Consider the following 19,189-nt stretch of genomic DNA (forward strand, 5'->3'; position numbering starts at 1 on the left):
ATCCCTGACCGATTCAATCTTCCGGATATGTGATCAGAGATGCGTGCATCATTCATATTCAGTAATAAGAATTTTCTACTTCTGTGGTCTGGAAATGTTGTTTCGCACATCGGTTTGCAAGGCGTCCGGATAGCCTATCCCTTGCTGGTTCTCGCCATCACCGGCTCACCGATCTCGGCGAGCTTGGTCGCGTTCGCTTTATCATTGCCGGGGCTGATCTTCGAGATACCGGCAGGTGTCGCGGCGGATTACTGGGACCGCCGGCGAATACTCGTGACGTGCCAGCGCGTGGGGTTGGCTGCCACCCTGCTGGCGGCAGCGGTGATAGTCGTGCGGCCGCCGGGTCTGGCGCTGTTTCTCGCGGTGGCCGCGTTCGCGGAGGGTTCCGCTTACGTCTTCTTCAATACCAGCGAGCTTGTTCTGGTTCGAGATGTTCTCGCCGAGGAGGAGCTTCCCGCAGCGTTCTCATTTTTGGAAGCCGAGCAGCCGATAGCCAATATGGCCGGCCGGACTTTCGGAGCGATAACGCTGGGCATGGCTCGTGGTCTACCATTCCTTGCAAACGCCATCTCGTACATCTACTGTCTGTGGACACTGTCCAGAATTCCTTCCCGAGCAGCGGTGGAACCGAGAGCGGCTCCCGCACATCGGGCCCCTGCTCGTATTTGGGATTGGGGGCACGTATGGGCTGGGATGCGAAGCGTTCGGAGTGACCCCTTTGTGTTCGGCAGCACAGCAATAATCGCGTTCACGAACGTAATACTCCAGGCTTTCATACTGCTGATCACCGTGGAGGTGAAGGACAGCGGTCATCCGACCTGGACCATCGGCGTGGTGCTGGGAGCCACCGGCCTGGGCGGCTTGCTCGCTGCCGCGCCCTCGGCCGGACTCGTGGGTCGAATCAATCCTCGGATCGCGTTGACCCTCATGCTGTGGGTGTGGGTCGTGCTCTGCGCGCTCATGGTGATCAGTTCGAACCCGGTGGTGCTGGCAGTGTGCTGGATGGGAGTCGGGTTCATGGCGCCGATCGGCAATGTGCCGTTGACCCTGAATCGAGTGCGCGCTTTTCCGGGTGATCTGGTCGGCAGAGTCTTCGGTGCGAGCAAGCTCATGACCCATGGTGGCACCGCTCTGGGCGCGCTGATGGCGGGACCGCTCCTGTCGACGCTGGGCATCGCTACGACGGGATGGCTGCTGGTAGCCGCAATGGTCGTGCTGGCCCGGCAAGCACGGCGTCTGCAAGACCCCGGATCGTTTGCCGCCGCGCCGCCGGCCGTTCCCGCCAACTGGATCGCACGGGCTTCTCACCGTGGGCCGGAGAGCTACCGGTAGAGCCACCTTCGAAGCTCTATTTGCGGCGCGGCTATTCCATACTGATGCAACAACTCCGGGGTGCCGGAGGGCGTGCCGTACGGCGCGAAGCCGTAGTGCTCGTACCGCTCCACAGCGATCGTGTCAGCCGTCGTGCGGACCCGGATTTCCGAGGCGCCGCTCACTTCGAGATGGCCGAGTGTCATTCGCATGAGTGCTGCCCCGACACCGCGGCCGTGCCAGCCGGGGTCGACGTACCACTCGTTGATCTCGGCCACCCCATCGTCCGCCAGGGTAGATCGGATGAATCCGGCGACGGTGCCGTTGTGGGTGCGGGCCACCAGGAATCGCGGGTCGCCGCTCGCGGCGAGTGCTGTCCAATCACGCAGTTTGCGAGCGGCCATATTCGTCACGAGGAATCGGTGCAGATTCTCCGCGGCTCCGGGCTGATCCCGGAAGGCGCACTCGACGGCCAGCAGATGCGTGCGGGTAACACCCGATGCGTCGCCCGGGCGGACCGGCGTCACCTCGGCGATATCGTCCGGGCCGGTCAATTCGATATCGCTTCCGCGAGCCAGCGCGCGATATCGATCGGATCCGGTGTGGTGGAACCGAGTTGGACCACCTGCCGGTACGTGGCCGCGACTATCTCCGGAACCGAGCGCAGCGAGCGGTGCGCGGGATCTGCGGCCGGCACGGACAGCGCCAAACCGGCCCAGGCGTCCAGGTCGTTGGGGTTCCGGCGCAGCCGCGCCGTGTAATCCATCCGGGCGTGGCCGTAATCGATTGCGGCGGGGAAGGAATCAGCGGTCGAAGGAGATTTCGGAGTCCGCACGCCGGCCACTCGGCCGTACAGGAGCCGGGTCTGGGCATCACTGACCGTCCGAGTGTTCGCGACCGGCTCGGCCAGCCGGGCGAGCGGGCGCAGTGGCGCGGGCTGTCGCGCGAGCCATGCCGCAGCGGTTGTGTTCGCGGCGTGGGGTTCCATATCGAGGTTCCGCAGCCGCCACGAGATGGTGTGGGTCAGGCCGATCAGGTCGGCCAGTTCCGCCGCCTCGGCCGGAATCGGCTCGGCGCGAAGGAGATCGAGCTCGGTGGCGAGTGCACGCACGAATACCCGGCCGGCTTCGGTGAACGCCGCATCGTCGAGGATTTCCTGGCATGCGATCCAGGTTTCGTCGCGCCAGCGAGCGAACTCCACATGGGCGAGCAGTGCTCGCTTCGGGGCCGCCGTTCGGTGGGTGTTCCAGAATTGGGCGACGCCGAGGTGCGCGTACACACCCTGGAGCAGCGCACCCGATGGCCGGGGATCATCGCGCCAGGGCGCATAATGCGCTTGGTTCTGGTCTACGCTGCACAGTGTGCCGAGATCCATTGCCGCGGAGAGTTTTCCGTGCTGAAACTCGTGGATCAAGGTCACCGCGACCGTCTCCGGGTCGGGCGGCAACGACATGAAGATCGTCCCGAACGTACCGTCGATCGTGCAGCTCGTGGTATCACCGTTCGGCGCGGCCGGAACGGGGACGATCGCCACCAGCCCGGCGGCAATTGCCGCGGCGTGCTCAGGGCGCTCCTTCTCGAGCAGTTCCCATCCGGCGGTGATCGCCGCCCGCCATTCCACGATCGACTGTGGATGGAAATCCGCGGGTACCCCGTAGATGCCGGGCAACGGGCCGGTCGTGGTGAGCACGACATCGAGCACGGCTTTCCGTCCAGCGGTGATCCGCTCGAGTGGCTGCCACGAAGAGGTGGCAGACGTCAAATCGTCTGGTAGGACAAGAGCTTCGGCATCCGGGCGGTACTCGACCGAGACCCGTCCCTCCGCGACTGAGATGGTTACCCGCTCGGGCCGGTTCACGCTCCGCCGCCGCGGAAGACGCAGCCGGCCGAGCGTCGGCAGTAGTACTTCGCCGTCGATGACGTGGACGTCGACACGGGCCTGCGCCCCGCCCAGAATCACCGCCGCCACGATCAAGGGGCCGATGTCCCGGCGGGCTCCGGTGACGATTCCCGGATCCGACAGCAAGCGGCGGAACTGCTGCGGAGCTGACGACTGCGTCCGCGCCAGCAGTGTGAGGTGGCTGGAATCCTGCTGCTGCAGAAGTGCGGCTATTTGCGCCATGCGCTTCCCGATTTGCGCTTTGGCGAGCAATCGCACCAGGTCGCTATCGCCAGGGGCGGTCGCCATCCGGACCAGGAGATCGGTGAGTTCCATGACTCAGGCCTTCCGCAGGGTGGCGATATCCGCGCGCAACCGGTCCCCCACATGGTCCAGAAAGACCATGAGATCGGCACAGTAGACCGAATTATTGAGGAAGCCTGACATGGGTTTGTAGCGATGTGCGTACTGCCCGCCGCCGCAGATATCTCGCAGCCGGCAGCTCTGACAGGTCGGGCTCAGCGCGCGAATCCCGATCTGGCGGGCAATGACACCGGGATGCCGGAACGCCGCGTCGAGTTCGTCGCGCAGTACGTGCAGTCCGGTTCCGGTGGCGCCTTCGAAGGCCACCTTCAGTGAATCGACCTGCTCGATGGCACCGTCGGTCTCGATGACAAGGAACGACAGCGCGCCGGTACCCAGCTGTTCGATATCGGCGGACCCGCCGATCCATGCACGAATCGCACTGCGGAACAACCGGACCGGAACCCGTGACCTGCCGAGGTCGTACCAGTGGTCGAAGGCGGTGTTGAGCCATTCGCCGTAGGTGGTGTCGGTGGCATCCACGCCGCCGTCGGGGGTGGCCTTGTGGGGCGGGGGCGCGGCCCAGGTGGCGTGGGGGAGAAGGAGATCGATGGATGGCGGTGCGAATCGGGCGAGACTCTCGTAGGTGCCCACCGGGTCGTTGTCCACGTCGATGACGGCGAGTAGACCGGCGAAAAGGTGCCGGTATGCGGGCGAGGTCAGCCGTTCCAGGCCTGCCTCGACACGGTCGTAACCGCTGTCCCCGCGTCGTGTCAGGCGGTGCCGGTCGGTGGCGGTGCGGTCGCCGTCGAGGCTGACGCCCACTGTGATGTCCTGCGCCTGCAGCGCTTTCAACATTCGGTCGGTGAGCAGCATGCCGTTGGTCTGTACATTCAATTGCAATTGGACGCGGGAGTCGACCGCTGATCGGAATTCGCGGGCCAGCGCAGCGATCCGTTCGTGGCCCGCCAGGAGGGGTTCGCCTCCGTGGAAGCTGACCGAGATGGCGTCGAGCTCGTGGCGGCGAGCGTGTGCCGCAATACGTTTCGCCGTGGCGGAGGCAATGGCCGGCGCCATGACCACCGGTTGGTCTCGCCAGCTCTGATCGGCCAGTTCGTACATATAGCAGTAGTCGCAGGCGAGGTTGCAGCGACTGTGGATCTTCACCACATACTGATCGAAGGGGACAGGTTGCCATCCGTCGTCGTACAACGCTTCGAGATCGAGGCCGCGGTCCGGCCATTCCGAAAATGCGGGCATGGAGATATCAACGGACACAACGAAACTCTCAATCGAGCGTCTTGGATTGGACTGAGCCTGTGGCAGTGGCCACCCGGTATGCCGGATGGCCACTGTGACGATCAGTTGATAGCTGAACTGAAACGCATCCGGCCGTGCTCGGTCTCTGTTTCAGCGACCGCCTCGGTCAGTGGGGAATCTTCGAGTTGAGTCAGTTTGTCCATCGGGACGTCGGCGAGTTCGATGAAATTCATGTCGGTCTCCTTGCGTTCGGATGATGCCCGTCGTAGCGCTCGATGGCCACGCGGTGGGATGGCCTCGGCGAGGCGGCTTCACTCGTCGGCACGTGAGCTGACCTGGAGTTCCAGCGCTCAGAATCTAATGTACCGTTAGATAACGGGACATGCAATGACGGTATGCTGGAATGTCAGCGCCCGCCGCGGGGTTCGTTCATCGGTCCCAGCGCCGGGTGGCGCGGCGCGCGGACCGATCGTCCCGGTAGCCGAGCAATTCCGCCTGCGCGGATCGGGTGAGTGGGGTTGCGGCGCTGGCTGTTTCGAAGCGGAGTCGCCGCACCCGGTCGAGTTCGGTGCGCCAGGTTGTGCCGTTCTCGGCCAGTCGGCGCTGTAGCGACCGGGGGCTGATGGCGAGTTCGTGTGCGACGGTGTCGAGTGTGACCGGTCCGCGGTCGAGGGCCGCGGTGAGCACGGTCGTGAGTCGATCCGACCAGGTTGTCGCGCGGGGCGCCGGCGCGGGCATGGTCGCCGCGATCTTCTGGAGGAGGGCTGCCCGGCGACTGTCGGCGGTACCGAGGGGCAGTGTGAGATCGGCCTTGCGGAGCACCACTGTGTCGCGAGGAGCGCCGAAATCGATTGCGGTGGTGCCGAAAGCATCCGCCAAGCCGCCATGGGTGCGGGGTGCGGACTGACGGAATGTCACTCGCGCCACCGCTACCGGCTCCCTCGTGCTCTGCCGGGCGCGCGCGACGACGGCGGTCAGCGCGAACTGCATGGCAAGGTCCCGGCCCCGCCCCTCGCCGTGGATCAGGTCGACGTGGAAGCCGATCTCCCGCTCGGTTTCGGGACCGGGGTCGAAACGGAAGTTCGTACTGATGGCTCCCATATAGGGTCCGCACACCGCCAGCCCCGCGCCCAGCGTCGGCGCCGTCGCGTACAGCAGGTCGTACAGTCCGAGTTCGCCGACCGCATAGCCCTCGGTGACATGTACGGCGATATCGGGATCCGCGAGGCGATGCTCAGCCACTTCCCAGATGCGCAAGTACTTCTCACTCGGCAGCCGGACGTCGTCGCCGGTGAGCGACCACTCGGGCAATCTGCATTCACGCAGCAATTGCGCCCGATCCAGCCCTGCTTCGACTGCCCGCTGTATGACGAACCGCGGCAATACGACACTGTCGGTCGAGGGTGGAGGTGCTGCAGTCGCACGCTGTCCTTTGTCATTCGGCGGCAACGGCACTCGCTTCGCTGAACGTCCCGGCTGTCGCAGATGTGCCAGTGACGGCTTCGGTTCCCGAGAGTTGGCGTGTTTTGGCCTGCCCAAACCGATTGGTATCAATGAGAATCGGAGTTCGGTCCCGGACTCGACGATGGGAAAAGCGTATGGATGGTAGGGATTGCACGACGCCTCGGCTCACGAAGTCGTAGGTAGTTCGGCATGGCGAGTCAGGGCCTGATCGATCAGAGTGGAGACCGCACGGCTGGCGATCAGCCGGGAGATCTCTCGGTCGGTCTTCATCGAGGTGAAGTCGCCGATCGCACGTTCGGGTTGTCCGGGGTCGCGTGTGGCCATGTGATCGAAGAGTTTGTCGGCATAGCGGGCAGCGAGCTGATCACAGTCCGAGCTGAGCCGCTCGATGAAATCGAAAGCCGCACTGGGTGCGACGCCGGTCTCGACGAGTTGGGCGACCAGTGCGTGCGACTGCGAATCCGCCGGTCGGCGGCTGTCGAGCGAAATAGGCTCGATGAGCTCGGTATCCTCGGCGGTCGCATTTGAGACTTCCTCGCCCGCCTGGTCGGTCACGCCGAGTACGTCGGCGAGGCCGTCGCCGCGGTCCCATGCCTCCAATAGCTCCCGGATGCCGTTCAACTTCATGCCCCGGCTGAGCAGTCGGCTGATCGTCTGCAGTCGATTGAGGTGGTCCGGCCCGTAATAACCGGTGCGACCGCGTACTTCGGGCGACGGGAGCAGCCCGCGCTCGTGGTACACGCGAACGCTCCGCACGGTGGTGTCGGCTACCCGTGCCAGTTCATCGATTGTGTAGTCCACTGTGCCGCCATCGCCCTTTGGTATCGAAACCCCGTCCGCGCAGACGGTTCGGGGTTGAACGTGCCGTTAGCCGACGATACAAATAAAAGAACTTCTGGTCAATGTGCCGTTGCATGACGGCATAAAGCTTGCCGGGTAGACACTGATCGGCTAACGTTCGAGAACCAGGCTTGAACAGCTGGTTTCCGGGGACTGTCGAACAGCCCTGACGATCCGCCCGATCAGTGGGGCGCGCGCGAAATCGCGAGACGCCCACGGCATTTCCGGAGACGGCCATGAGTGCTATTACCTGTATTTCCCTGTCTTTTCCGTACTCGCGTGCGTCGCGAGCCACGGTGACCGCGGCGAAGGCCGATCGGCCGCCGTGCGCGACGTGCCCGAACGACTGGGACCTGGATGTCGGAACGCCCGAATCGTGGCGAGCGGCGGTCGAGGTCTGCGGGAGCTGCCCGCTCCGGTCGAAGTGCGAGCAGCTCGCATCGACGCTGATCACGCGTGGAGATGCGCCCAAGGCGATGATCTGGGCCGGCGTGGCGTACGACAACTCGGGCAGGGTGATCGAGAATCTGGATCGGTACCGTGTCACCCCGCTCGATCATCGGCGTCCGATGCGCATCATCCGGACGGGAACCAGTGCGCAACCCGCCGAATCGGTCCCCGAGGCGCCGCGGCGTCACCTTGTTCTCGGTCGTCCCCTGCGGCCGACCGGTACGGGCGGCGCGTAGGAATGACCGTCCTGGCCTTACAGATCGGCGGCGCGGATATCGCCGCCGGCAGCGTCGGCGGCGAGGACGCTGAAGTCCTGCGCGTACCGGTGCCCGTGCGAGGAGCCTGGGACAGTTGCCGCGACCTGCTGCTCGAAACGGCGGCCGGGGGCGACGTCACCGCGGTGGGCATCGCCTGCGAGGGGCCCATCGATATGGCCGCCGGTGTGGTGGCCCCGGCCGGAATCGCGCAGTGGCGAACGGGATTCGGCCTCGTGGATGCCGTCCAGAAGCTGTTCCCCACCGCCGCAGTGCAACTCGCGCTCGACGGGGTGTGCCTGGCCATGGCCGAGCGCACCTTCGGGGCGACCCGGAGCGTCATGGACTCACTGGCGATATCGCTCTCGGAGCATATCGGCGGCGGCATCACGATCGGTGGTTTCGGTGTGGTCGGCCGCACCGGGAACGGCGGCAATGTCGGGCATGTCCTGGTGCCGGGGTTCGACGAGCCCTGCGACTGCGGCGGCCGGGGCTGCCTCGAGGCGGTGGCCGGTGGCGCCGCCGTGCTGCGCTGGGCGCGATCGCAGGGCTGGTCCGGGGAATCGATGGGAGCACTGGTGGATTCGGCCGGCGCGGGCGAGAGGGCGGCCGCGGTCGCGATCGCGAGGGCCGGAACCGCTGTGGGACTGGCGATCTCGTCGGTTGCCGCATTGCTGGACCTGGATCTGGTTGTCGTCGGGGGCGATCTGATCACGGCCGGGCCCCTGCTGTGGAAACCGCTCGGGCAGGCGGTCGCGGCGCATGCCAGGCTCGGCTATCTGCCCGGCTTACGTGTCGTGCCGTCGGAGCTCGGCGAAAACGCCGTTCTGCTCGGAGCGGGGGTGCTGGGATTGTCGGTCGAAGCGGCCGCTAATGCCAGGTCCCAGTCAGTAGCTAATTCTCAGTGAATGCAACCGAATGGATTTATATGACTCATTCATTGTGCCGCTGATCATCGGTACGTTAGATTACTGACTAGGGTCCTTCGAGCTGTGAGATCGGAGGCACGGCGGTACAGGCGGATGCGATGCAGAACGGCTCGGTGATTCCATGGATAACAGTGGAGATGTTGACGCCGGAGATCATGTCCGTTGCGTCGGTGGGAAGTTCACCCCGTGACTTCGCCGGGTGGCAGCGGGTCCTGCAACGCCAGTTGGCGAAAACCCCCGCGATCTACCACGGAATGAAGACCGCCGATATCGCCGAGGCGATCTGGTCCGCGCATAACCGGGCGCAGGACGGCGATCTGACAGTGCCGACCAAGGCAGGCCCCTACTCGGTGCTGACCCGGCCGGTGCTGGGACCGGCAGGCGATGTGCACGCGATCCGGTTCTGGGCCGGACCGTCCGCCGCGCCGATTCCGGCCCCGCCCACCGCGATCGGCGCCATCTGGGACCTCGACTCCCAGACAGTTGCACTGCCGAGTGGCATCACCCGGCTGACCGGATCGTCCGCCGAGGAGTACGCGCCGAGAATGTCGATCGCCGAACTGTTCCATCGGGTGTCGGGATTCGACCGGCACGCCGAAGTCTTGGATCTGCTGTACGAGCCGAAGCAGGGCGGGAAGCTGCAGTTCGACGCCACCATCGCGGACGGTGCGCAGCGGCCGGGCCGGTGGCGTTTCACGCTCCGCTCCCGAGATGATGAACGCTGCTGCGGCGCTTGGCTTTTGATAGAGGACATCACCCCGGATCACATCCAGGCGCCGTACCCGGCGCTCGAATCCGTTGGGCTGCGCGAGGCGCACCGCCGCGCGGGGACCTGTCTGGCCATGATCCAGCTCGAGCGCACCAGCATCTCGCACTGGCTGACCGATCCCGCGCCGTGGGTGAGGTGGGACTACCTCTTTCGGCCACGCGATGTCTTCCATCCGGACGATCGGGAGCGATTGGTGGCCGCGAGCGCGCGCCTTCGGGCAGGCGAGACCGTGGGCGTCACCGTGCGCGCGCTCAATTACGGCGGCTCGTACACGCCGACCTCATTGCTGATTTTCCCCTATCCCGGGTTCTCCGGTCAGCAGTTGGCGATCGCGCAATTCGTGCGAGTCGCCGAGGACTTCTCGATGCCGGAATCCGTGCAATCGGTCTCCGACCGACCCGGGTGTTCCCCGCCGTTCGGCTACGACGAACAGTTGCGGCATCGGCTCCGGGGCCGGATGGACCGCGGGGCGCTGTGCTGACGAACCGATCCGTGCCCGCATGGCTTCCCATGAATGGGAACGGGCCGGAAATGCGAAATCGCCCGGCTCTCTACCATTTCCGGAGTGAGCACAATGACCGGCAGATCGGCGAACTCGGGCGATGCGTTGCTCCGCCGGATGGCGGCACGCCGTCGCCGGGACAATATTATTGTCGGAATACTGGCTGTTTCCGCGGTGATCGGCGGGGGGCATGCGGTATTCGACGCATTCGCCACACCACCGCCGGGTCCATCGGAAAGCTCGACGATTTCCCTGATCGGCCGTGCGCAATTGGCCGGATCTTTCGCCCGCGAATTCGTGGTGACGTATCTGAGCGCATCCGCCGGTCAGCAGGACCGAATTTCGGAATTCGTCGGCGCCGCACAGCAGATCACCCTGCCCGCGGCCGGACGGCAGGTGACCGATCCGGAGATCGTTTTCAGCACGCGCACAGAATCCACCGGCAACCTCGATGTCTGGGCGGTCACGGTGTCGGTGCGCATGCCGAAGCGGGCCGGGGTGACCGATGACGCACGTCAGTACTACCGCGTCGCGGTTTCGGTCGTGGACGGGCGGCTGCGTGCGCTGACCGTGCCCGCCGCGGTAGCGCCGCCCGAGCGTGGCATCGATCTGGTACTCGCGTACTCGAACTCGTGTGCGGCGGATTCGCCGCTGGCACAGGTGGCTTCGGGATTTCTGCAGGCCATGCTGACCGGTTCCGGAGATATAGCGCGGTACACCACACCCGATTCCGGTATCGCGGCCCTGCGGCCGGCGCCGTTCAGCGCCGTGGAGACCACCGCCGTGACCTCCGATGACAGCGGGTGCGGGGCGAGCACGTCCAGGGCACGGGTACTCGCCTCGATCAATCCGAAGGCCGACGGCTCCGCCGCGCCCACCCTGGCGTATCCGCTGGACATGGTCCGCGCGGCCGGACAGTGGCAGGTGCGGTCAGTGGAATCGGTTCCCGCACTGCGCAATCCGATAACGGTGTCCAGCGGTCAGACAGCGAACAAATCGGCGGCCGCTGCCGCCGCCGCCCCCACCACCTCGGCCGCTGCGGTGCAGATCCCGCCCGCGACGCAGAAATGATCGCGAAAGGACCTCCCCGATGGGCACTCAACTCGGCAATATTTTGGAAAGCGTGCTGCTCGTCTTCCGCTGGATCGGGCTGATTATCCTGACCATCGCGAGTATGGCGATCCTCATCTCGGAATCGACCAAGAGCAAGCTGTCGCCCGGCAAGGTCCTGGCGGTTGCCGGTTCGGCGATCATTGCCGCGGTGGTGTTCTGGATATTGCCGACACTGGTCAATTACGCGCGCGTCGATTCGGACACGATCATCCCCAACGCGCCCATCGGCGGGTATCGGTGAGCCAGGTCATCAAGGTCTTCACGCCGATCAAGCGTGTTCCCACGGTGATCGGCAAGGCGCAGAACGGGCAGAAGTTGCCGTTCGGTCCCTATACCCTGCCGCAGGTCGCGGCGGCCGCTGCGCTGCTGGCGGTCTCGGCCGTGTGCTCGATGTCCTTTCCGGCCAATCCGGCGGTCACCTTTGTCGGCGGATTGATCGTCACCGCCGTGGCGGTGTTCGCGCTCGGTCTGGTCCCGTACACCGGCGTGCGACTGACCTCGCGGGTCTTGTGGGCCGGTCGGCTGATCGCGCGGCGCAAGCCGGTGTCGGCCTCCGGAATGCCCGTCGGCGAGGATTCCGCGCGGCACACCATGTTCGTCGAGGAATCGGTAGTGGTGATATTTGCGGACAGCAGAAGGGCTTTCGATGGCGTTCGATCGTGATATCCAGCCCACCGCCGCGATTCGAGGGAACCTGCAGTTCACGCATGCGGGATTGGTGACGGCGACCTATTTCGTCAACCCTGCCGGATACGGTCTGCGAAACGCCAGTGACAAATACGACGTGAAAATGGCGCATCATGCGCTGATCGGCAATCTGCCGAGCGGTTCGCTGCTGCTGGGAATCCAGGCGCGACTGAACACCATCGACGTGCTGAGCAAAATGGTGGAGGGCATCGACCTCGACGAATGCGAGGACTACGCACTCGAAGTCGTCGCCTCCTACGAACGAGTCCAGGCGATCCTCCCGCAGACGCGGATCTTCCTGTTGTCCATACCCGTCGGGTCGCTGAACACCGGAATGTCGGTGGTATCGCGGGTGTGGCGGGGCAATACCACCACCGTGGACGCCACGGCGATCGCGCGCGCCGAATTGGATGCCTACGAGGAGAAGGCGAAAGACATCCTCTCCGGTATCGGTGGTGAGTTCGATCCGGTTCCGGTGCCCGCGGCCCTGTTCCAGTGGCTGTGGGAGCACTATCTCTCGCGGGGCTCCGCGGGTGATCCCGTCGCGCCCACCCGCGTGGGCGCGCTGGACGATGCGACCGCGGCCGTATTCCGTTCCGCCGCACTGGATGAGGGCGCGCAGAGCGATAGCGGGCGGCGGCTGCGGCCCTCGTTCGTCCCGGTGATCAAGGTGGTGCAGCCGGACTTCGCGTTCCGGCCGTCCTATCAGGCGATGCTCACCCCGAACTCGTTTCCCTACGCGGGCATGACCTTTCCCGGCGGCAGCGAATTCCTCAGTGTGCTCGAAGGGCTCAGCGATGTCACCGTCGACTGGGGGATGCGGGTCTCGACCAAGCCGGCGGAGCAGGTCCTCAAATCCAATGAGACGAATCTGCGGCGTCTCGGCGAGCAGATGGATCAGCGCGACCAGGAGGTGTCCTTCGCGCAGAACACATTGATGTCGAAGGCGCAGATGCTCGGTGAGTACAACGATCACTTCGAGGTCAACAGCGGTGAATCGGAGGTGCTGTTCACCACGGTGATCGCCGTCGGCGGTCGGACCCGGGAGGCGACCACCGATGCGGTCAACACACTCAAGCGGCGGTACAAGCGATTTCAGATCGACCTCACCGCGCCCGTCGGCGCCCAGGTGGACCTGTGGTCGATGCTGATACCCGGTAGTACGCCGCGGCGCGCGTTCGATGACTTCGCCCATATCGTGCCGTCGGATATGTGGGCCGGATTCGTGCCGCTGACCACCAGCCAGATCGGTGACGACAGCGGACCGGTGATCGGCGTGAACCTCATGTCCGGGAATTTCGAGCCGATTCACTTCGGGATCATGGAGGCGGCGCTGCATGATCTGTCCGCCTCGTTCGCGGTCACCGGCGAGCTCGGCTCGGGAAAGTCCTACCTGCTCAAGCTGATCGCGGTGCTCGTGCACGATATGGGCGGTCAGTTCCTGGCCATCGATCGCAGTCAGGTCGGGGAGTGGGAGCATTTCGCCTCCGCGATCGACAATGCGGTGATCATCGATTTGGCCGATCCGACGGTCTCGCTGGATCCGTTGCGGCTGTTCGACCCGCGCACGGCGGGGGAGCGGGCACTGGATTCGATCCTGCCGCTACTTGATCTTTCACCTACTTCGGGCGCGGGTGCGGCGGCCAGCAATCTGCTGGCGCCCCGCGGGATCGCCGAATACGGAATACGAAGTCTGCTGGACTTTTTCAAGGTGGTCCGGAAGCTGCGCGACGAGCCTGGCGCGGGCGAGGAGTACGCGGATCTGGCGGCGCGACTGGGCACGATCGTGGACCGGGTGCCGGTGCTGTTCGATCAGCGGCTCACACCCCTGCGTCTCGACGCCGCGGCAACCGTTGTGCGCAGCCATAATCTGGCGCTGCCGACCGCCGAGGAGCTCACCACCCCGCACCTGTACAACCGGTTGCCGCTGACCAAGCGGCTCGGGACCGCGCTCTACGAACTCGTCGGTGTCGCTGCGCGAGAAGCCTTCCTGACCGATAACGGCCGCTTCGGACTGCTGGTCGGTGACGAGGCGCATCACTTCACCCAGACGCAGGTCGGCTCGTCGGTGACCTCCGATTTCAGTCGTGACGGCCGCAAGCATCTCGCAGCGATCGGACTGGCCTCGCATGATCCGGCCACCGACTTCCAAGGTGCGGCGCACAATCTGATTCCGAACAGGTTCGTCTTCCGCCAGCGTGACGAGACCTTGGCGCGCAACAGCCTGGAGTGGCTCGGCGTGGATCTGAAGGAGTCGCCGTTCCTGCTCCAGATTCTGCGGGAGGCCACCTCGCCGCCGGTGGGACCCGGCCGGCAGGTGCCGGAGGAGCGCCGGGGCGAGATGTTCATGCGCGATGCGCTCAACCGCATCGGGCGCGGGAAGGTGCTCGGGCCGGCGCGCCCGGATCGGGCGGCGGCGATCGGCAGCACGCCGAGCAGCATGCGCGCACTGCACGCGGAGGGACGGGTGGTCTCGTGACCGCCTTTCTCGATCGCTTTCGGCGAGTGGAGTTCTGGGAGATCGAGCGCTGGCAACTGCGCCCGCTGATCGGGCGTGTCCGAGCGTGGGCGTGTGCGACCCGCACACGGCGCTGGATCACCGGGATAGCACTGATGTTCTTGGTGCTGTTCGTCTTACCGGGTCTCGTCGGCACCGCGGCCATGGCGGGCGCGGCGGGCTCGGGTTCCTCCGGCGACAGCGCTTTGAGCTGGATGGATGTCAAGGACTCCTCCGGAGTGGAGCTGTCGAACTATGTGTTCGCCACCAACGACGGCAGTGTGCTGCACCCGATGACGACCGGCATCGCCCTGGTGATCTCCCTGGAGTTCGCCGGGTGGATGGTGATCGTGACCATCGGCATCTGGCTGATCACCTATGTGCTGAGCTTTCGCTGGCTGGACCTGTTCTCGGCACCGCTGCGGGCGGTGGCGCGGACGCTGAGCGCGCAAGTCGCCGTACCGATCGTCCTGATCACCGCCGCTACCATCGGCGCCTTCTTCGTAGCGTGGTTCGTGCTGCGCGGCCTGCACGCCAAGGCCGCCATGCAGATCGCGACCATGCTGGGTGTCGCGGTGCTCGCCCCGATATTCCTGGCGGATCCGCTCTCGGATGTGCTGTCCTCCGACGGCTGGCTGATACAGGGGCGAGACCTCGGCATCGAGATCGCGGCCGGATTGAACGGGCAGAGCAATCCACAACCAGGACAATTGGTTTCGAGCATGCAGGGCCAGCTCGCCGACAATTTCGCCCGCAGCCCGCTCCAGGTATGGAACTTCGGGCATGTGGTCGATGTCAGCTCGGCCTGCCGCAGCGCATGGTCGGCGGCCGCGGGTGACGAGGGTCAAACGGCGAGCGCTATGCAGGCGTGCGGGGATACTGCGGCGCACAATGCCGCGGAGAAACCCGGTGTGGGGCAGATCGGCGCGGGAATACTGCTGCTGATCGCGGGAACACTCCTGCTCGCCTTCGCCGCCGTACTCGCCATCAAGATCGTCTGGTCGGCACTGGACTCGGTCTATCACGGGCTCATGGCGATATTCGGCTTCGCCGCAGGCGGATTCATCTACGGCCCGACCCAAACCTTCCTGGTCCGAAGCGTGGTGCACGGCTTCTTCGCCGCGGCGCGCATGGCGGCCGAGGTCGTCTATCTCGGTGTGTACGTGCTGTTCCTCGGTGATCTGTTCAAACAGGCCCAGGGACAGGTCATGTCGGTGTTCATCATCGGTGCGATCGTCGAGGTCGTCGCGATCCTGCAATTGCGCCGTCTCACAGCAGGTTTGGAGAAGGGCAACGACTGGGTGGCGAACCGGTTCGCCATGGCGATTCAGAACGGCGGCCGGGCGGGCGCCGGAGGAGGTTCCGGTGGGGGAACAGCATTGGGGATGGGCACTCTCGGTGCCGGTCGGTCGATGAGTGCGCTGGGCATGCTGGGTGCGGTGAGCGCTATCGGCTCATCGCCCCTCACCGAGTGGGCGTGGGGGATGACTCGAACCCCGTTTCGACCGCAGGCGCGTAAAGAACGGAAGTCCTCGCTCGCACAGTGGGATATATGGGGGGCACCGGGATTCGGTGGGCCGGACGGGACCTATATGCAGTCCTATGCGCACTTTCCGGCGTTCGCGGCTGCTGCACGCAAGGGTGCTCTTGCTTATGGTGGCATCAACACCGCGATGGGTGCGGCGGCCGCCATTCAGCACGCGGTCGACAGCGGTGCCGGTCGAATACATCTGCCTGCTGCCCTCCGCGGCGCCGGATTTACCAGGGACGACATAATCGAGCATGCCATCAGTTCCTGGGGAATCATCGATGACAACGCCCAGAATTCTGTGCTGGCTGATAAACAACTCGGCCGTGTAGTCGCTGGAATGCAGCGCGTACAACCCGGAGGCAAAGCTCGAAGTGGTGAGGAAGAGGCAGCTGATTTGGCGACATTGCAATCGGCGGCTTACGTGTACAGGCGCGCGAGTAAGGGTGGCAGACCTCTCGACGGCGGAATGCCCACAGGCCAGCAGCGGGATTATGTCGATAACTATATGGATCGTCCTACCAAAGAGAAGATGGAGGCTTTGAAGAATTTGGCGGATGGATCCACTAAACCGGGAACCGCCGGGGTCTCTATGACAAGAGGCGTACCGCCACTCAGCGGTATCACTCAGGAGGAAGCACAGGACATGTTGAGATGGATTGGTAATGAGCACTCTTTCCGAGTGCTCGAGGCAGCAAACGCATTGACCGCAGATCGACAGAATCCGCTTCTCATGCGGCAACTCCAGGCTGCAGTAGCCGATGCGCAAGCTACTGATAGTTATGCGAGCGGCATTGCGCCGAGTCCGTGGAAGATCGCGGCGAATCCCTATCCTGCGCTCAGTAGGCCCCGGCCTGTGCCGTGATGGTGATCTCGGTCGTGGGCCACCACCTGTAGGGAACCAGGAAGTGAGACTTGGATGATTACCCGGCTGGTGATCCTTCTGACCGCGCCGAGTTGGCTGCTGGTCACCGTGGCGGCCGCGGCTGGACTCGGAACGATACTGGCCGTGCTCGTAATCTTCTCCGGTGGAATCGATTCGGCGACCTCCGCCGATCTGCACTACCAGTGTGACAGTGCGATTGGGCCCGATCCCGCAGCCACCGAGGCCGAGACCGCGACTACCGCCGGGGAGCCAGAGACCCTTTTACCCTCGGAGGCGCCCACTGCCAATCCCTACGCCGAATTGACCATTGCCCCTGGGGAAACCGGCGTCTCGGACTGGCAGCGCACGTGTCTGTCCGCGCTGCGGTCAGCGCCATATCAGTTGCCTGCGCTGCGAACTGTCAACACCGGGTTTGCGGCCGAATGCGCGCGACAGATAGCCCTCGCCCTGGTGAGCGGCACCGGACAGGCGGCGGACGGGACAGCGGATCCGGAGGGGATGACAGCGGCGGTGATCTCCCGCGCGTCTGCCGCCTCGACCACGGCGACCTGCGAATCGACCGCTGTGATGGGGAATGACCCTAGCGTCTCGCGGGCAGGCGCGGTGGTTCCATCCGCAAGCGTGAGTGCGGCCGGTTGCCCGAGCAATGGTGGTACCGCACCCGTGGTGCTGCCGAAATCGGTGGCAGCCCAGGTTGTCTGCGGTCAGCGTGTCGATCCTGTCGGGGTATCCGCAGGTGATCTGGTGTTCTGGGGCTACCGGGATTACGCCCCCACTCAGGTCGGAATAGCCGTCAGCGCAACACAGGTCGTGGTCGTTGACGCCACGAACGGCCGGATCTCACAGCAGGCGCTCCCTGCGGGGCCGGATGTCCGGGTCAAGCGTGTGCTCGGAGGCGCATCGTGACGAGTCCGGCAGGTGTGGACGAAGGACCCGAGTCGGGGGCCGCCGAACTGTGGGGCGCCGCGGAGGAGACCCAGCCCACGCCATGGAATACCCGCGTAGTGCGGAAGGACGAGGAGAATCGCTCCAATTCAGCGGGTGTGCCCGGATCGATCTCAGGGACAACCAGTCCCGGCACGGCTGACAGTCCGCCGACCGATGGCGCGGCAGGTGCGCCACCGGCGGCGGGATCCGGCGGCGCCGCGCCCGGCTCACCCGGTGGTGGTGCGGCCGGGCCGAATGGTGCGCTGCAGCCCGCCGGCTCGGACCCGGCAGGTGCGCCCGGATCCGGCGGAGGAGCGGGTTCCGGCGTGCCCGCACCCGCGCAGGTTGCGCCCAGCGCGGCGACGGGGCCCGAAGTCGGTGCGTCGGCCGGATCGCCGCAATCGGCGGATGTTTCCCACGCCGGTTCCGATGCCGTGAATTCAGCTGCGCCCCTGATAGATCCGGATACCGTCGCCAAGATCGCACCCGCTGTCCTCTCGGCGGCGCCGATGCTGCTCGGCATGCTGCCGATGCTCGCTTCCGCGCTCGGCGGCGGGGGTAGCGGCTCGACCACGGCTGCCGGTCAAACAACGGGAACCGGAACGGGTTTGACGCCGCAGGCGCAAAAGGCACTGCAGGCGCTGCAACTTCTGAAGTCAGCCTATGGCAATGGCAGCGCTGATACCCCGGGCACAGGCACCTCCGGCAGTGGAACCGGTTCGCCGGGTGCGGCTTCCGGCGGCGGGGCGTCTGCGGGTGGCACTGGCGCTCCGGGGACGGGCTCGACCGGATCAGGTGCTACCGGGTCCGGCAGCGGAACCGGGTCTTCCGGTGGGGGCTCGGCATCGACGGCGCTCACCGCGCTGCGGCTGTATCAGCACACCGCGGCCGCCACCTTCAATAATCTCGACAACCAGCTCGCCGGCTACATCACCAGTCTCGCCGGGAGCCAGGGTGTGAATCGCACGGCGCTCAATCAATTGCTGCGGGAAGTGGATGTGGCGCTGGCCCATCTCGGCACCGGCGCCTACAGCGCCGCAGGGCAGCAGCAGGTGCACGCCATCATGACGCAGGCGCTGGAGCGGGCTCAGACTCTGGTCGCCGGTGGGCACGCCACATCGAGCGATCTCGCCGCTGCGATCAACCAGCTCACCGGCGAATACCTGTACAACCTTTCCGGGAAGAGCTATCCGGGAACACTGACCGCGGGTACCACAACCACTGCGCAGCAGGCTATTTCGGTCGCCTTGAGCGAAGTCGGCAAGCCGTATGTGTACGGTGCCGAGGGGCCCAATTCCTTCGATTGCTCTGGCTTGACCCAGTATTCAGCCGCGTCTGCCGGGGTCAGCATCCCCCGGACCGCCGCCGAGCAGTACCAGAACCTCCCCAAGGTCGCCCCGGCGAACATCCGCCCCGGTGACCTCATTTTCCCCGCCGCCGAATACAACAATGGCAGCCCGGGACACGTCATGCTCTATATCGGCAACGGCCAGTGCGTCGAGGCCCCGCACACCGGCGCTTCGGTCCGCGTCGTCAGCCTGCCGAGCAGTTTCGCCGCCAGCCGGTGGACATAGTTCCCACTGATGGGAA

17 protein-coding genes are annotated in these 19,189 nt (G+C 65.2%); 11 read left to right on the top strand and 6 right to left on the bottom strand.

The genetic code is table 11. From position 1 onward, the window contains the following. The first annotated feature begins 39 nt into the window (after positions 1-39). On the top strand, positions 40-1,332 hold the full coding sequence (locus tag OG716_RS05985; RefSeq protein ID WP_405136693.1) for an MFS transporter: 1,293 nt from the start codon (positions 40-42) through the stop codon (positions 1,330-1,332). Here the strand turns inward: OG716_RS05985 and OG716_RS05990 are convergent. The 6 genes from OG716_RS05990 to OG716_RS06015 all read right to left on the bottom strand — a co-directional run bounded on the left by OG716_RS05990 (position 1,323) and on the right by OG716_RS06015 (position 7,018). Next, positions 1,323-1,865, bottom strand: a complete 543-nt coding sequence (locus OG716_RS05990) for a GNAT family N-acetyltransferase (RefSeq protein WP_405136694.1) — start codon at positions 1,863-1,865, stop codon at positions 1,323-1,325. The genes OG716_RS05985 and OG716_RS05990 overlap by 10 nt on opposite strands. Next, the gene (locus tag OG716_RS05995; RefSeq protein ID WP_405136695.1) at positions 1,862-3,526 is read right to left on the bottom strand and encodes an aKG-HExxH-type peptide beta-hydroxylase; all 1,665 of its coding nucleotides are present in this window, start codon (positions 3,524-3,526) and stop codon (positions 1,862-1,864) included. Before OG716_RS05995 ends, OG716_RS05990 begins: the two co-directional genes overlap by 4 nt. A 3-nt stretch (positions 3,527-3,529) precedes the next feature. Continuing rightward, positions 3,530-4,771, bottom strand: a complete 1,242-nt coding sequence (locus OG716_RS06000) for an FxsB family cyclophane-forming radical SAM/SPASM peptide maturase (RefSeq protein WP_405136696.1) — start codon at positions 4,769-4,771, stop codon at positions 3,530-3,532. A gap of 83 nt (positions 4,772-4,854) precedes the next feature. Continuing rightward, complete coding sequence (locus tag OG716_RS06005) at positions 4,855-4,986, bottom strand: hypothetical protein (RefSeq protein WP_405136697.1); 132 nt, start codon at positions 4,984-4,986, stop codon at positions 4,855-4,857. Between the two features lie 196 nt (positions 4,987-5,182). Further along, entirely contained in the window at positions 5,183-6,136 is a 954-nt protein-coding gene (locus tag OG716_RS06010) for an AraC family transcriptional regulator ligand-binding domain-containing protein (protein WP_405136698.1), read from the bottom strand. A gap of 246 nt (positions 6,137-6,382) precedes the next feature. After that, the gene (locus OG716_RS06015) at positions 6,383-7,018 is read right to left on the bottom strand and encodes a MerR family transcriptional regulator (protein WP_405136699.1); all 636 of its coding nucleotides are present in this window, start codon (positions 7,016-7,018) and stop codon (positions 6,383-6,385) included. Positions 7,019-7,293: 275 nt separating this feature from the next. Between OG716_RS06015 and OG716_RS06020 the strand changes: the two genes are divergently transcribed. The 10 genes from OG716_RS06020 (at position 7,294) to OG716_RS06065 (ending at position 19,173) form a co-directional block, all read left to right on the top strand. After that, the gene (locus OG716_RS06020; protein WP_405136700.1) at positions 7,294-7,743 is read left to right on the top strand and encodes a hypothetical protein; all 450 of its coding nucleotides are present in this window, start codon (positions 7,294-7,296) and stop codon (positions 7,741-7,743) included. A 2-nt stretch (positions 7,744-7,745) separates the two neighbouring features. Then, positions 7,746-8,669 (top strand): ROK family protein, encoded by a 924-nt coding sequence (locus OG716_RS06025; protein ID WP_405136701.1) that lies wholly within the window; start codon positions 7,746-7,748, stop codon positions 8,667-8,669. A 152-nt stretch (positions 8,670-8,821) separates the two neighbouring features. Further along, a complete protein-coding gene (locus OG716_RS06030) occupies positions 8,822-9,940 on the top strand; it encodes a GAF domain-containing protein (protein WP_405136702.1) in 1,119 nt (372 codons plus the stop codon). Positions 9,941-10,033: 93 nt separating this feature from the next. Beyond that, on the top strand, positions 10,034-11,032 hold the full coding sequence (locus OG716_RS06035; protein ID WP_405139553.1) for a conjugal transfer protein: 999 nt from the start codon (positions 10,034-10,036) through the stop codon (positions 11,030-11,032). A 19-nt stretch (positions 11,033-11,051) separates the two neighbouring features. After that, a complete protein-coding gene (locus tag OG716_RS06040; protein WP_405136703.1) occupies positions 11,052-11,315 on the top strand; it encodes a hypothetical protein in 264 nt (87 codons plus the stop codon). Next, positions 11,312-11,737, top strand: coding sequence for a hypothetical protein (locus tag OG716_RS06045; RefSeq protein WP_405136704.1), 426 nt, complete (start codon positions 11,312-11,314; stop codon positions 11,735-11,737). Before OG716_RS06040 ends, OG716_RS06045 begins: the two co-directional genes overlap by 4 nt. Continuing rightward, positions 11,721-14,240, top strand: coding sequence for an ATP-binding protein (locus OG716_RS06050; RefSeq protein ID WP_405136705.1), 2,520 nt, complete (start codon positions 11,721-11,723; stop codon positions 14,238-14,240). Before OG716_RS06045 ends, OG716_RS06050 begins: the two co-directional genes overlap by 17 nt. Further along, positions 14,237-16,651: a hypothetical protein gene (locus tag OG716_RS06055; RefSeq protein WP_405136706.1), complete on the top strand. Its 2,415-nt coding sequence runs from the start codon at positions 14,237-14,239 to the stop codon at positions 16,649-16,651. Before OG716_RS06050 ends, OG716_RS06055 begins: the two co-directional genes overlap by 4 nt. A 54-nt stretch (positions 16,652-16,705) precedes the next feature. Continuing rightward, positions 16,706-17,578 (top strand): hypothetical protein, encoded by an 873-nt coding sequence (locus OG716_RS06060; protein WP_405136707.1) that lies wholly within the window; start codon positions 16,706-16,708, stop codon positions 17,576-17,578. Beyond that, a complete protein-coding gene (locus OG716_RS06065; RefSeq protein ID WP_405136708.1) occupies positions 17,575-19,173 on the top strand; it encodes a C40 family peptidase in 1,599 nt (532 codons plus the stop codon). Before OG716_RS06060 ends, OG716_RS06065 begins: the two co-directional genes overlap by 4 nt. The last annotated feature ends 16 nt before the right edge of the window (positions 19,174-19,189 follow it).

Origin of the sequence: Nocardia sp. NBC_01388 (assembly GCF_045040085.1) — a bacterium.
Classification (GTDB): domain Bacteria; phylum Actinomycetota; class Actinomycetes; order Mycobacteriales; family Mycobacteriaceae; genus Nocardia.